Below are 14,029 nucleotides of genomic sequence, written 5' to 3' on the forward strand. Positions count from 1 at the left end.
ACTCCCGTGCCTGACCCCGCTCCCGTCACCCCGAGCCGCCGGGGCTTCCTCGGCGGCTCGGCCGCCGCCCTGCTGCTGGCCTCGGGTGCGAGCGGTCTGCTCGTGCCCGGCCGGGCGGTGGCGGCCGGCGACGACCCCGAGGTGACCTTCTCCCACCCCGGCCTCCTGCACACCGCCGACGACCTCGCCCGCATGAAAGCGGCGGTCGCCGCCCAGCAAACCCCGGTCCACGACGGCTACTTGGCGCTCGCGGCCCACGCCCGCTCCTCCTCGTCGTACGTCGTCCAGAACACCGGCCAGATCACCACCTGGGGCCGAGGCCCCGCCAACTACCAGAACCAGGCCGTCGCCGACTCGGCCGCCGCCTACCAGAACGCCCTGATGTGGTGCGCCACAGGGGAGCGCACCCATGCCGACAAGGCCCGCGACATCCTGAACGCGTGGTCGGCGTCCCTGACGGCGATCACCGGCGCCGACGGGCCGCTCGGCGCGGGGCTGCAGGCCTTCAAGTTCGTCAACGCGGCCGAACTCCTGCGCCACACCGGCTATGACGGGTGGGCGCGGGAGGACATCGCCCGCTGCGAGCGGTCGTTCCTCGACGTCTGGTATCCGGCCGTCTCCGGTTACATGCTCTACGCCAACGGCAACTGGGATCTGACGGCTCTTCAGACCATCCTGGCCATCGGCGTGTTCTGTGAGGAGCGGGTCCTCTTCGAGGACGCCTTGCGCTTCGCCGCGGCCGGCGCGGGCAACGGCAGCGTGCTCCACCGCATCGTCACCGACGCCGGCCAGGGCCAGGAGAGCGGCCGGGACCAGGGGCACGAACAACTGGCCGTCGGCCTGCTCGCGGACGCGGCACAGGTCGCCTGGAACCAGGGCATCGACCTCTGGGGCCTCGACGACAACCGGATCCTCGCCAACGTCGAGTACGCCGCCCGCTACAACCTCGGCGCCGACGTGCCCTTCACCCCCGACCTCGACCGCACCGGCAAGTACATCAAGACGTCCGTCTCGGCCGTCTCGCGCGGCACCCTGCCACCGATCTACGAGATGGCGTACGCGCACTACGCGGGCGTGCGCGGCCTCGACGCCCCGTACACGAAGAACGCCGTCTTCCGCGGCACCGGTGGCGCCCGGGTCGTCGAGGGCAGCAACGACGACCTGCCGAGCTGGGGCACCTTCGCGTACGCCGGAGCCGCCGCGACCGCGACCGTGCCGACACCACCGGCCGGTGTCACGGCCGTGGGCAACGACCGTTCCGTACAGGTGAGTTGGCTGCCCTCGGCCTGGGCCGACTCCTACACGGTGCTGCGGGCCACGGCCGTCGACGGGCGGTACGAGAAGATCGCGTCCGGGGTCGCGCAGCCGACGTACACCGACCGGAAGGCGCACGCCGGACGGACGTACTACTACACGGTCACCGCCTCCAACGCGCTTGGCAGGAGCGGCAGTTCCGCGTGGGCAGCCGCCTCCGCCGGTCTTCCCGGGCCCTGGTCGACCCAGGACGTCGGGGACGTGAAGATCCCCGGTTCCGCCGTCTTCGACGGCGAGCGCTTCGTCCTGGAGGCGAGCGGCACCGCCGACAGCTACCGTCTCGCCCACCTCCCGTTGCGCGGCGACGGTACGGTCACCGCGCGGATCGTGTGGCCGCTCAGCTCGCAGTACTCGAAGATCGGCGTCACCGTCCGCGCCTCCCTCGACGCGGACGCGGCGCACGCCTCGATGCTGATCCAGGGGCTGCCGCTGCACACCTGGAGCGGGGTCTGGACGGTTCGGCCATCCGCCGGCGCCGATGTCTCCGCGATCGGCAGCACACCCGTCCCGCCCTCGCAGCAGCAGGCGATCACCGTGAACGCCGCCTTCCCGATCTCCGACCTCGGCGCGCTGCCCGCGTCGGCGACCCCGCTGGAGGCGCCGTACGTCGAGGGCGCGGGCGACGGCTACCGGCTGCGGAAGCCCTACTGGGTGCGGGTCACCCGGAAGGGCGCGCGCTGCACCGGAGCGATCTCGCCGGACGGCGTCCACTGGACCGAAGTCGGCACCACCGAGGTCGAGTTGGGGCGCACCGCGTACGCGGGACTCGCCCTCACCTCCTGTCTCGGCGTCGACCAGGACTACGCCGAGACAGGCACCGGCGCCTTCGACAACGTCAGCGTGACGTCTGCGAAAGGCGCGGTCTGGAGCGTGCCCCGCCCTGCCCGCACCGCTACCGACCTGCGGGCCCAAACCGGCGCCGACGCCGTCGAGTTGGCCTGGTCCGACTCCGACCTGTCCGCCGAGTACACGGTCCTGCGCGCCACCCGCGCCGCCGGTCCGTACGAGACCCTCGCCACCCGCGTCGGCCCGGTCGGCTTCGGCACGCGCGTGCGGTACGCGGATGCGAACGGGGCGCCCGGAACGACGTACCACTACGTCGTCGTGAAGACCAACACCGGTGGCCGGGGCCCGCGTTCGCGGTCCGTCGCGGCCGCGATGCCCACGCCCACCGCTCCCCAACTCGCCTCCTCCACCGCGCTCTTCGCCAACTTGGGTGTCCCCTTCCGCTACCAACTGCGTGCCACCCACGAGCCCGTTCGCTTCACCGCGGACGGCCTGCCCGGCGGGCTGCGCGTCGATCGCCGTACCGGCCTGATCTCCGGAACGCCCACCGGGACGGGTGAGTTCACGGTCACGGCCGGTGCGGGCAACGCGGCCGGTGTCGGCTCCGGCACCCTCGCCCTCACCGTCGGCACCCCACCCCCCGCGCCCTGGACGTACGGCGATCTCGGCGACACCGTGCTCGACGACCGTGCCTTCGGGACGCTGGGCGTGGTCGCGATCACCACGCCGGGCAGTACCTCGTACGACGGCGGGACCTTCACCGTGCGGGGCGCGGGCGTCGATCTGAACGCCAACGGCCAGGGAATGACAGGCCAGTTCGTGCGGCGGCCCGTCAGCGGCGACTGCGAGGTCGTCGCCCGGATCGTCTCCCGCAGTGGCGTGAGCACCGACCGCGTCGGGCTGCTCATGGCGAAGTCGCTGTCGCCGTTCGACCAGGCCGCGGGGGCGATCGTCACCGGTGGGAGCACCGCTCAGCTCATGCTCCGCAAGACCGTGGCCGGGGCCTCCGCCTTCACCGGTGGCGCGGCCGTCACCCTCCCCGCACTGCTGCGGCTGAAGCGCGTCGGGACCGCCTTCAGCGCAGCGCTGTCCACCGATGACGGCGTCACCTGGACCCCCCTCGCCGACGGAGTGATCCCCGGCTTCGGTGACGCCCCCTATTACGTCGGGCTGGTCGTCTGCTCGCGCAGTCAACTCGTCCGCTGCACCGCCGAGTTCGACGAGGTGAGCATCACGCCCACCTGAGCCGTCATGGATTGGAGATGCACAGGAATGAGCCGCACATCCCCCCACGAGCACCTCCGCACAACCGAGTTGAGCCGCCGCGGTCTCCTGAGGACCGCCGGTGGCCTCACCGCCGCCCTCGCCCTGGGCGGCGCCACAGTCGCCACCGCCGCGCACGCGGCCCCGGCGACCTTCACCCACCCCGGCATGCTGCACAACGCCGGCGACATCAACCGGGCCAAGGTCAGGGTCGCGGCGGGAACCGACCCCTGGCTGTCCGGCTGGAACCGGCTGACCGCCAACTCCCACTCCCAGTCCACCTGGACCAACCGGGCCACCGCCACGATCATCCGCGGCGGCACCGGACAGAACTACAGCCTGCTCTACAACGACATCGCCGCCGCCTACCAGAACGCCCTGCGCTGGAAGGTCGGCGGCACCGAGGCGAACGCCGTGTGTGCCGCGAACATCCTCAACGCCTGGTCGACCACGCTGACTTCGGTCACCGGGAACGCCGACCGGTTCCTCGCGGCCGGCCTCTACGGCTGGCAGTTCGCCAACGCCTGCGAACTCATGCGGGACTACAGCGGCTTCGACCTGGCCGCCGCGCAGCAGATGCTGGCCAACGTCTTCTATCCGCTCAACAACAGCTTCCTGACCAACCACAACGACGCCTGCATCACCAACTACTGGGCCAACTGGGACCTTTGCAACATGGCCTCGATCCTGGCCATCGGGATCCTCAACGAGGACAGCGCCAAGTACGACCAGGCCGTCACGTACTTCAAGTCGGGGGCGGGCAACGGCTCGATCGCGCACGCCGTGCCGTACCTGTACACCGACTCGGACGGCTACGCGCTGGGCCAGTGGCAGGAGTCCGGCCGCGACCAGGGCCACACCGTCCTGGGCATGGGCCAGATGGGCGCGATCTGCGAGATGGCCTGGAACCAGGGCGACGACCTGTACTCGTACGACAGCCGCCGCTTCATGAAGGCCGCCCAGTACGTCGCCAAGTACAACGCGGGCAGCGACGTGCCCTTCACCACCTACACCTGGGGCACCGGGCAGAGCTGCGCCCAGTCGTCCCAGACGGTGATCTCCGCCGCCTCGCGCGGCCAGATCCGGCCGGTGTGGGCGATGCTCCACTTCCACTACAACCGCCGGATCAGCCTCGACGACAAGTACATCTCCGCCATGTACTACAACCTCGTCGCCCCCGAGGGCGGGGGAGGTGACTACGGCTCCGACAGCGGCGGCTACGACCAGCTCGGCTTCGGCACCCTGATGTACGCCAAGTAGCGACCTGGCCGAGCAGCACCCTGTACGCCAAGTAGCCGTCTCACCGCGCTCTGCACCGGAATACCCGAGCGATCTGTGGTGCTCTGTTGTTCACGGTGCAGTAGCGCGGTGGGAAGGCTGGTGGGCAGATGACAGCAGTCGGGGCAGCAGTGCAGACGGACCCCGTGGTGGGCACGCCGTACGGGGATGTGCGCGGCCGGTACGAGCACGGGATCGCGGTCTTCCGGGGCATTCCCTACGCGGCGCCCCCCTTCGGTCCCCGCCGGTTCCGGCCGCCGGTGCCGCCCGAGCCCTGGGGCGGGGTGCGGGACGCGGGCGCCTTCGGGCCGACGGCGCCGAAACCGCCGTACTCCGAAGCCTTCGCGAAGCTGCTCGCCGACCCGGTGGTGCCCGGCGACGACTGCCTCAACCTGAACGTCTGGACCCCTGAACCCGGTCCCGGCGCCAAGCTCCCGGTGCTGGTGTGGTTGCACGGCGGCGCTCTGACCAGGGGTTCCTCGGCCGTGCCGGTGTACGACGGGCAGACCTTCGCGCGGGACGGCGTGGTCTTCGTGTCGGTGAACTACCGGCTGGGCGTGGAGGGCTACGGGCTGTTCCCGGACGCCCCCGCCAACCCCGGCCTGCGTGACCAGCTGGCCGCGCTGGAGTGGGTGCACCGGGCGATCGGCGCGTTCGGCGGCGACCCGGACCGGATCACCCTGGCCGGGCAGTCCGCGGGGGCGATCAGCATCGGCGCCCTGCTCGCCGCCCCGCAGGCGCGGGGCCTGATGCGGCGGGCGGTCCTGCAGAGCGGGCCGCCCGAGGCGTTCGACCGGGACAAGGTACGGCGGATGGTGCGCCGGATGGCCACCCGGCTGAAGGTCCCCGCCACCGCCGCGGCCTTCGCCGAGGTGGACCGTGAGCTGCTGCTGCGCGTGCAGGCCGACGTCGGCCGGCTCAGCAGTCCGGTGCTCGGCGGCCCCACCTTCGGGCTCGTCGTCGACGGGGACCTCGTCCCGCGCGACCCGCTGGAGGCGCTCGTCGACGGCGACGCCTCCAAGGACGTTGACCTGATGCTGGGCTGGACCCGCGACGAGTACCGCCTCTGGCTGGTCCCCGGCGGGCTCCTGGAGCGCGTCGACCGGCTCGGCGCGGTCGCCCTGGCCGGGGCCATGGCCCGCTGCCACTGCGGTACCGAGGTGCCGCGCGGCTACCGCGCCCTGCACCCGGAGGCCGGTACCGCCGAGATCGTCGGCCAGCTCGTCACCGACCACCTGCTGCGCCTCCCGCTGCACCGCCTGGCCGAGGCCCGCCCCGAGCGGTCGTACGTCTACGAGTTCGCCTGGCCCTCCGGCCTGCCCGACCTCGGTTCCTGCCACGGCCTGGAGCTGGGCTTCGTCTTCGACACCGGGGACGTGCCCGAGTCCCGCAGGCTGGCCGGCGACCACGCCCCGCAGGAGCTGGCCGACGCCATGCACGGCGCGTGGGTGCGGTTCGCGACCGACGGGGACCCCGGCTGGCAGCGCTGGGACGACTCCCATCCGGTGCGGATCTTCGACGCGGGCGAGCCGCACACCGCGTACGGGCCGCGTGACGCCGAGTTCGCCCTGTGGGCGGCCGACGTCACTCGCGCGGAATCCACACCCGCATCGGTCCCGCCCCTCGGTTCGCCCACACGTGGTACGGAACTGCGGTCAGTGGTACGACGTCTGCGCCTGCCCGGGTCCGTCCGGCGGCCGTGACCACGGTGACCCCGCCCAGCAGCTCCGGCTCGTGCCGGACGCTCAGGCGGGCGTCGTGCGCGAGCGTGAGCTCCTCGAACGGGATGCCGGCCCGCTGGTCCTCGCCCTCCAGGCAGTGCACCAGCGGGCCGCGCTCGATCGCGACGCAGCCGCGTACGCCGTCCACGCGCGGGTCCGGCAGAGTCAGCCGGGGGCTCAGGTCGAGGTCGACGGTGAGGGTGTCCCCGGGGTGCCAGTGCCGGCGCAGCCGCAGCCAGCCCGGCACCGTCTCCGCGGGCGAGTCCCCGTTCGGGGCGGTCGCGGTGAAGTCCGGGCACCAGGACGGGATGCGCACCGACAGCGTCCAGTCGGTGTCGACGGGCGCGGCCTCGACGGTCACCGCGATCCGGCCCCGCCAGGGATAGTCGGTCTCGACCCGGACCCGGCCGCCGCCGGCCTCGTACACCCCCGTCGCGTACTGGTGCAGTTGCAGCCCCTCGGCGTCCCCGCTCGCCATGTAGTGGGGGAGCGAGGCGAGCAGCCGCATCACGTTGGGCGGGCAGCAGGCGCAGCGGAACCAGGGCGTGCGGCGGACCGAGTCGTCACCGCCGAACTCCTCGTGCGCCTCCCGAACTTGGAGCGGATTGACGTACAACCAGCTGTCGCCGTCCAGGCCCACACCGGACAGAAAGCCGTTGAAGAGCGTCCGCTCGACCAGGTCCGAGTACTTCGCCTCGCCCGTCAGCAGCGCCATCCGCCACGACCACTGGACCGAGGCGATCGCCGCGCAGGTCTCGGCGTAGGCGCGGTCCGGGGGCAGTTCGTACGGGTCTCCGAAGGACTCCCCGTCGTAGCGGGCGCCGAGCCCGCCGGTGAGGTAGGTCTTGGTGCCCGCCATCGCGGCCCAGATCCGCTCCAGCGCGGCCCGCAGCCCCGTGTCCCCGGTCTCCACCGCCAGATCGGTCGCGCCGGCCAGCAGATACAGCTGCCGTACGGCATGACCGGTCACGGTCGTCGCCTCGCGCACCGGGACGTGGTCCTGCCAGTAGCCGGCGCCCGGGTCGTGGCCGGGACCCTCGCTCAACAGGCCCTGGCCGCGCCGCTCGACGAAGTACGCGGCCAGGTCCAGCCAGCGCTGCTCCTCGGTCTCCCGGTACAGCTCCATCAGCGCGGTCTCGATCTCGGGGTGACCGCACACCCCGTCGATCGCCCGGTCCGGCCCGAAGAGCGTGTCGACGAGCACCGCGAACCGCACGCCGATGGCGAGGAGTTCGAACTTCCCGGTCGCCCGGTGGTGGGCCACGGCCGCCTGGAGGAGATGGCCCGCGCAGTACAACTCGTGCCCCCAGTGCAGGTCCTGCCACCGCTGCTCGGGCCGGGCGAGCCGGTAGTACGTCTGGAGATAGCCGTCGGCTTCCTGGGCGCCGGCCAGCAGAGCGATCAACTCATCGACGCGCGCGGTCAGTTCGGAGTCGCCGGGGGTTTCACTGTCGTCAGCGGCGCGGTCGGCGAGCTGCCAGGACGCGGCCTCCAGCCACTTGTGCACGTCCGAGTCCTGGAAGGGGTGGTCGCCGACGAAGGTGCCCTTGCCGTCGGCGGCGGCCCGGAGGTTGGCGAGATTCCCGGCCGCCTCCAGCCGCGCCGGGCCCTGCGGGATGCTGACCTCGGCGTTGGTGTGGCGCCGCGCGGCCCAGAAGCCGCCTGTGATCCGCGCCGCGGAGGCCGGGCGCAGGGCGGTGGACGCACGGCCGGTGGGACGGATCGGGCCAGTGCTCATACTGGGCGCTCCGGGATGAGAAACCGTTTTCCGACGGCGCGAGCCTAGGAAACGGGACCGATGCCGACAAGGGGGCGCCCGGGGTGACGGGGTGGTGCGAGCCGTCCGCTTCGGGCCGCCCGCGCTCCCTCCGGGGCTACTGGCCCTTGAGCGGGGCCACCGAACCGCGCATCACCACGTGCGTGCCCAACAGCAGGTGTTCGTCCGGGGTTTCGGGGGTCCGGCCCAGGGCCGTGCGGACGGCAAGACGGCCCAACTCCTCGTAGGGGACGTGGACCGTGGTCAGTGCGGGATACAGATCGCGGGCGAACGGGATGTCGTCGTAGCCCGCCAGCGAGACATCGCCCGGCACGTCCAGACCCCCCTCGCGCAGCGCGGTCAGCGCACCGGCCGCGACCATGTCGGTGGCGGCGATCACGGCCGTGAACTCCAGACCCTGCTTGAGCGCCCCACGCATCAGACGGTGGCCCGAGTCGCGGGTGAAGTCGCCGTGCAGCAGCAGCGCGGGGTCCGGTTCCACCCCGCGGGCGCGGTGCGCGGCGAGATAGCCGCGCTCCCGGCCCTGGGCGGTGGTGTGGTCCGGCTTGCCGCCGAGGAACAGGATCCGCCGGTGGCCCTGCGCCAGGACATGGGCGACCAAGGCGTACGCGCCGCCCTCGTTGTCGTACTCGATGACCGTCACCGGCGCGCCGGGCCCGAGCGGCGGGCGGCCGCACAGGACGAGCCGGGAGCCGGCCGACGCGAGCGAGTCGGCGATACGGCGGGTGCGCTCGCGGTATTCGGGGGTGTCGGCGGCGCCGCCCACCAGGATCACCGCGGCGGCGCGCTGGGCCCGCATCATCTCGACGAACTCCAGCTCCTGACCCACGTCACCCTCGGTGCCGCACACCAGGCACAGATGCCCGAGCCGGGTCGCCTCGCGCTCCACGCCGTACGCCATGTGCGCGAACGACGGGCCGGTGATGTCCTCAAGCACGAAGGCCAGCGTGGGCGTGCCGACCCCGGCGACCGCCTTGGCGCGCGCGTCGGCGACGTAGTCCAGGTCCCGGACCGCCCGCTGCACGCGCGTACGGGTCGACGCACTGACCGGGTACAGCCCGCCGAGCACCCGCGACACCGTCGACGCGGACACCCCCGCACGGGCCGCCACATCCCGGATCGTGCTGCGCCCGACGTCCTCGTTCTTCCGAGTCATCTCAGCCCGCCCCTCTCCCCGTCCCTGTCGCCCACCCGCGGGAACTGCGGCAACACGGGTGGCAACCGGTTCCGCGTGCGGAGGCTAGCAGGGGGGTGGGGGCGGCGACAGGAGGTCGGACGCGGGTGATCGGGGGCGGGGTGGGGGAGTGCGGGTGCGGGCAGGGGTGCGCGGGGGCGGGGATGGCGGTCGCTAGGCAGCCTTACGCCCCTGCGGGCGCCCCCTTGCCGGGTAGGTGACGCTTCGGCTCGGCTCGACTCAGCTCCCTCCGCCCGTCGACTACGCCCCCGCCAGCACCTTCCTGATCCCCGTGATCCCCTCCGGCCCCACCCGGCAGCAGCCGCCGATCAGCCGGGCGCCGGCGTCGCGCCAGCCGGTGACCTGCTCCGGCGCGAACGTGGCGCGGCCGTTCCAGGCGCGGGCCTCGGCGTCCCAGGTCTCGCCGCTGTTGGGGTAGGCGACGACGGGCTTGCCTGTGACGCGGGCGGCGGTCGCGACGGCGTTCTCGACGTCCTCGGGGGCGCAGCAGTTGACGCCGACCGCGATCACCTGGTCGTCATCGGCGGCCAGGGCGAACGCCTCCTCCAGCGGCTGACCGGCACGGGTGCGGTCACCGGCGATCGAGTACGACAGCCAGACGGGTACGTCGAAATCGCGCACCGCCCCGAGCAGCGCCTCGGCCTCGACGGTGTCCGGGATCGTCTCCAGGGCCAGCACGTCAGGCCCGACGGCGGCCAGCGCCTCCAGACGGGGCCGGTGGAAGTCCGCGAGCTCGGCCACGCTCAGCCCGTACCGGCCCCGGTACTCGGAGCCGTCCGCGAGCATCGCCCCGTACGGGCCGACGGAGGCGGCCACGTAGAGCGGCCGGTCGACACCCCGCCGCCATGCCTCGGTCGCCGCGTCCAGGGCCAACTCCACGCTCAGGCCGATGAGTTCGGACGCCTTGTCGGGCTTGATCCGGCGCCGAGCGAAGCCCTCGATGGTCGCCTGGTAACTGGCGGTGATCGCCACGTCCGCGCCCGCCTCGAAGTAGGCGAGATGCGCTTCGGTGATCGCCTCGGGCGAGTCGGCCAGCAGCCGCGCCGACCACAGCTCGTCGCTCAGGTCGTGCCCGGCGGACCTCAGCTGGTTGGACATACCGCCGTCGAGCACGAGCGGCCCGGCCGCGAGCGAGTCGGCGAACGAACGGGAGAGATGGGCGGGCGGAAACGGGGCGTCGCTGGTCATGCCCTGACGCTAGCCGACGGGGAGGGTGAGGACGGAGTCTGTCCGGTGAGTGAACGAATTGTCCAGTACGTGGGATGTCGGGGGCCAGGGGCTGTCATGTGGATCAGCCCTAGGCTTGAGGGATGCCCGAAACCGCGCTCCCCGCCGACGAGTCCGAGGCCCGCGAGATCCTCGGCCCGGCCGAGCCCGCCTTCGCACCCCTGGTCCACAACCCGAAGAACGGCGTCACCGGCGGCGTGTGGCGGGTCACCGCCGGCGACCGCACGGCCGTCCTGAAGGTCCTCACCCGCGGCAAGAAGGCCACCGGCAGCTGGGCCGCCACCGAGGACCCCCGGCACTGGAACTACTGGCGGCGCGAGGCGTACGTCTACGAGTCCGGCCTCGCCCAGTGCTGGCAGCCGTACGGCATCCGCGCCCCCCGACTCCTGGCCAGCGTCGAACGGCCCGACGGGGACCTCGCGTTGTGGCTGGAGGACGTGCGCGGCGAGCAGGCGACGACCTGGCCGCTCGCCCGGCACGTCGAGCACGCCCGCCGCATGGGCGCCGCCCAGGGGGCGATGCAGGACGCGACCCAAGGTGCCGCGTCGGCGGACGACCGGCCCTGGCTGTCCCGCCGCTTCCTGCGCGAGCACATCGGCAGCAACACCCTCGGCCAGGAACTCCTCGACACCGACGAGGCATGGCAACAGCCCCTGATCCGGGACCACTTCCCGCCCGGGCTGCGCCACGACATGGTCCGCCTGCACCACGACCGCGAGTGGTTCCTGCAGATCATGGAGACCCTGCCCCGCGCCCTCTCACACCTCGACCAGTGGCCCGCGAACGTCCGCGCCGACGGCCCCGACAGCGTCCTCCTCGACTGGGCGTTCACCGGCGACGGAGCCCTGGGCGAGGACCTCGGCAACTACCTGCCCGACTCCGTCCTCGACCTCTTCGTGCCCGCCGCCAGCCTCCCCGAGTACGCGGGCCAGGCGTACGAGGCCTACCTCCACGGCCTGCGGCGGAGCGGCTGGAGCGGCGACGAGGCCCTCGTGCGCCTCGCCGTGTGCGCCTCGGCCGTGAAGTACGACTGGCTCACCGCGCTGATGCTGGCCCGGGCCGGCGAGGAGCAGCTGGACTACGGTGGCGGCCGGTCCGTGTCCGCCGAACTCCGGTACCGGGAGCGCGGGTTGACGCTCGCGTTCCTCGCCGGGTGGGCGACGGAGGCGCGTGCGCTGGCCCCGCGGCTGGGATTCCCGGCGGCGCCGAGCGGTATCCGCTAGTCGTCACTGGCCTGTTGGGTCCGGCACAGGCCCATAGGCGTGGCACCGGCCCATTGGCGAGGCACCGGCCTATTGGTGAGGCGCCGCATGGCGACCACCCCTACCACCCCCACCGCCCCGACGCCCCCCGCGCCGCACCGCCGGTATCGCAAGGCCGATGAGCAGGCCCACCGCGAGGACGTACGGCCACCAACCGAGCCTGGTGCTCGCGGTGTTGGTGGTGTGGAGGGTGGCCGCGGTGGTCGGGGGCTCGGACGCTGTGTCGGGGTGGTTCGCCGCCGGGGTGGGGCTGGCGGTGGTCGCGGCGAGGACGACGTCGTTTCCGTCGCCGCCCTTGTAGCTGATGCGGTAGGTCGTGTCGGCGAGCTTCTGGCGGGCGCCCTCCTTGAGGCCCTTGAAGGTGCCGGTGGTCTTCGCCTTGCCGGTGTGGTCCAGGACGGTGATCGTGCGGGCGGGCGCGGTGCCGGCGGCCGAGAGGTCGAGGTCGCCGGACAGTCGGACTGCCCCGCTCACCTTCAACGGCTTCTCCCCGAGGACCAGTTCGCCCTTCGCGGTCTGCGTGTAGGCACCGGCGACGGTGACTCCGCCCGCGACCACACCGTCGTTGGTGACCGCCCCCTTCACCGTGCCCTTGCCGCTCAGCGTGGTCGCCACCCGCAGTCCGGCCGGTCCCGGGTCGAGGCGTGAGCCTGCCGAGGTGAGGCGAATGGCCGAGCTGTGGGCGAGAGTTGCTCCGTCGCGCAGCGCCAGCGTGCCCTTGGTGACTGTCGTCTTCCCGGTGTACGTCACCGCGCTGCCCGTGAGGGTGGTTTTCGCCGTGCCCGACTGCACGAGCGAGCCCGAGCCGCCGATCCGGGACAGGGAGACGGGGGTTGAGGCGTTCCGTACGACCAGGGTTCCGTTGTTCACCACCCGGCGCTGCTCCGTCCCCGTCATCAGGGTGCCGTCGCCCTGGGCCGAGGTCCCGAGCCCCAGCCGCAGCACGGCCCCCTTCTCGATGGTGGTCGAGCCGTCGTAGTACTGCTTCGCCGCGAAGGTCACGTCGTTCCCGCGCGTCCCCGCGATGACGACGTCCCCGGCGCCGGGCGCGGCCAGCGTGTCGTGGTAGCGGCCGCCGCCGATCGGCGCCCCCAGCGTCACCGGGCCGTTGTAGTCGAAGGTCAGTTTCGAGCGGCGCCCGCTCGCCTCGTGCAGGTTGATGTAGACGGTGTCCTTCGTGCCCGGCATGAAGATCTGGTGTGTCGTGCCGTCGCCCCAACGCACGTCGGCGCCCTCGATGTTCGTGCCGCGCTTGTTCAACTGGTGCGCGATGGCTCGCCAGTTGAGGTCCGGGTCGCTGAGCGAGGGGTTCGTGTCGCCGCCCCGGTCGCTGTAGCTGTACTGGCCGGTGAGCACGACCTTGCTGCCGGGCCGGCTGTGGACGTTGACGTCACTGCCGTACTCGCGCTGGTAGAAGTTCTGGCGCAGGGTGATCGTCTGGTACAGCGGGGTGTCGATGATCCAGGAACCCTGGTTGAGGATCGCGCGGGCGGCGGGCAGGGCCACCGGGTACTCGGGGCGGCCCACCGCCATGCCGGTGCCGTTGTCGATCACGCCTGAGAACGGGTGAGTTCCGGCGAGGTCGAGGGTGCCCCACATGTTGCGCGGCTGGGTGACCAGGCCCGAGCCGCTGATGGTGCCGATGTTGAAGGTGCGGGTCAGCGACAACCGCAGGGTGCCGTCCACCCGGACGTTGAGCTGATTCAGCTGGTAGCCGGGGGTGTTGTACGGGAAGTGCCCGATCAGGCCGGTGCCGCCGCCCGTGCCGTACTGGAGGGTCGCCCCGCGCTGGACCGTGATCGCCGGCGGGTCCGGGTTGGTGACCGTGGTGTACGGGTGGTTGCCGCCCTGCGTCTTCACGACCTGCCGCTGCCGTGCCTTCGGGAGCGTGAAGTCGCTGTCCTTGGTGAGGACCAGCGTCCCGCTCCCGCGTACGGTGAGCGTGCCCTCACCGCGCAGGACACCGTCGTACGTCGTCGTCCCGGACGGCACGGTGACCACCGTGTCGCCGGTGAGCGAGACGTCCCGGTCGGCCAGGACGTCGGCGGTCACGTCCCGGGGACCGGTACCGGCCGCCGCGGCCGGGGGAGCGGAGGCGAGGAGGGCGGCGACCGCGGCGAGGGCGCCGGCGGCTGCTGCTGTGGAGTGGATATGGCTGCGCACGGGAGTGGAGACGGGCCGGGGCACCCCGAGATAACAGAAAACT

The 14,029-nt window shown here is 72.3% G+C and carries 8 protein-coding genes; 4 read left to right on the plus strand and 4 right to left on the minus strand.

What is annotated here, in order from left to right:
* The first annotated feature begins 6 nt into the window (after positions 1-6).
* The 3 genes from ACWDR3_RS10575 (at position 7) to ACWDR3_RS10585 (ending at position 6,344) form a co-directional block, all read left to right on the plus strand.
* Complete coding sequence (locus ACWDR3_RS10575) at positions 7-3,345, plus strand: alginate lyase family protein (RefSeq protein WP_450352082.1); 3,339 nt, start codon at positions 7-9, stop codon at positions 3,343-3,345.
* A 27-nt stretch (positions 3,346-3,372) separates the two neighbouring features.
* Positions 3,373-4,623, plus strand: coding sequence for an alginate lyase family protein (locus tag ACWDR3_RS10580; RefSeq protein WP_450352083.1), 1,251 nt, complete (start codon positions 3,373-3,375; stop codon positions 4,621-4,623).
* Positions 4,624-4,751: 128 nt separating this feature from the next.
* The gene (locus ACWDR3_RS10585; RefSeq protein WP_450352084.1) at positions 4,752-6,344 is read left to right on the plus strand and encodes a carboxylesterase/lipase family protein; all 1,593 of its coding nucleotides are present in this window, start codon (positions 4,752-4,754) and stop codon (positions 6,342-6,344) included.
* On the opposite strand, the gene ACWDR3_RS10590 is transcribed toward ACWDR3_RS10585, so the two are convergent.
* The 3 genes from ACWDR3_RS10590 to mmuM all read right to left on the minus strand — a co-directional run bounded on the left by ACWDR3_RS10590 (position 6,226) and on the right by mmuM (position 10,522).
* Positions 6,226-8,100, minus strand: a complete 1,875-nt coding sequence (locus ACWDR3_RS10590; RefSeq protein WP_450352085.1) for a glycoside hydrolase family 127 protein — start codon at positions 8,098-8,100, stop codon at positions 6,226-6,228. The two genes, ACWDR3_RS10585 and ACWDR3_RS10590, sit on opposite strands and share 119 nt — an antisense overlap.
* A gap of 136 nt (positions 8,101-8,236) precedes the next feature.
* Positions 8,237-9,295: a LacI family DNA-binding transcriptional regulator gene (locus ACWDR3_RS10595; protein WP_450352086.1), complete on the minus strand. Its 1,059-nt coding sequence runs from the start codon at positions 9,293-9,295 to the stop codon at positions 8,237-8,239.
* Between the two features lie 279 nt (positions 9,296-9,574).
* A complete protein-coding gene (gene mmuM / locus ACWDR3_RS10600) occupies positions 9,575-10,522 on the minus strand; it encodes a homocysteine S-methyltransferase (protein ID WP_450352087.1) in 948 nt (315 codons plus the stop codon).
* A gap of 122 nt (positions 10,523-10,644) precedes the next feature.
* On the opposite strand from mmuM, the gene ACWDR3_RS10605 reads away from it, so the two are divergent.
* Positions 10,645-11,784, plus strand: a complete 1,140-nt coding sequence (locus ACWDR3_RS10605) for an aminoglycoside phosphotransferase (protein ID WP_450352088.1) — start codon at positions 10,645-10,647, stop codon at positions 11,782-11,784.
* 69 nt (positions 11,785-11,853) lie between these two features.
* Here the strand turns inward: ACWDR3_RS10605 and ACWDR3_RS10610 are convergent, their stop codons facing one another.
* Positions 11,854-13,986 (minus strand): autotransporter, encoded by a 2,133-nt coding sequence (locus tag ACWDR3_RS10610; RefSeq protein WP_450352124.1) that lies wholly within the window; start codon positions 13,984-13,986, stop codon positions 11,854-11,856.
* Positions 13,987-14,029 lie beyond the last annotated feature (43 nt).

The sequence above is a fragment of the Streptomyces sp. NPDC001002 genome (genome assembly GCF_053599215.1).

Bases quoted from the DNA above. Each gene is read 5' to 3' on its own strand.
- mmuM (WP_450352087.1), bottom strand. From the start codon at position 10,522: ATGACCAGCGACGCCCCGTTTCCGCCCGCCCATCTCTCCCGTTCGTTC.
- ACWDR3_RS10595 (WP_450352086.1), bottom strand. From the start codon at position 9,295: ATGACTCGGAAGAACGAGGACGTCGGGCGCAGCACGATCCGGGATGTG.
- ACWDR3_RS10590 (WP_450352085.1), bottom strand. From the start codon at position 8,100: ATGAGCACTGGCCCGATCCGTCCCACCGGCCGTGCGTCCACCGCCCTG.
- ACWDR3_RS10580 (WP_450352083.1), top strand. From the start codon at position 3,373: ATGAGCCGCACATCCCCCCACGAGCACCTCCGCACAACCGAGTTGAGC.
- ACWDR3_RS10585 (WP_450352084.1), top strand. From the start codon at position 4,752: ATGACAGCAGTCGGGGCAGCAGTGCAGACGGACCCCGTGGTGGGCACG.
- ACWDR3_RS10605 (WP_450352088.1), top strand. From the start codon at position 10,645: ATGCCCGAAACCGCGCTCCCCGCCGACGAGTCCGAGGCCCGCGAGATC.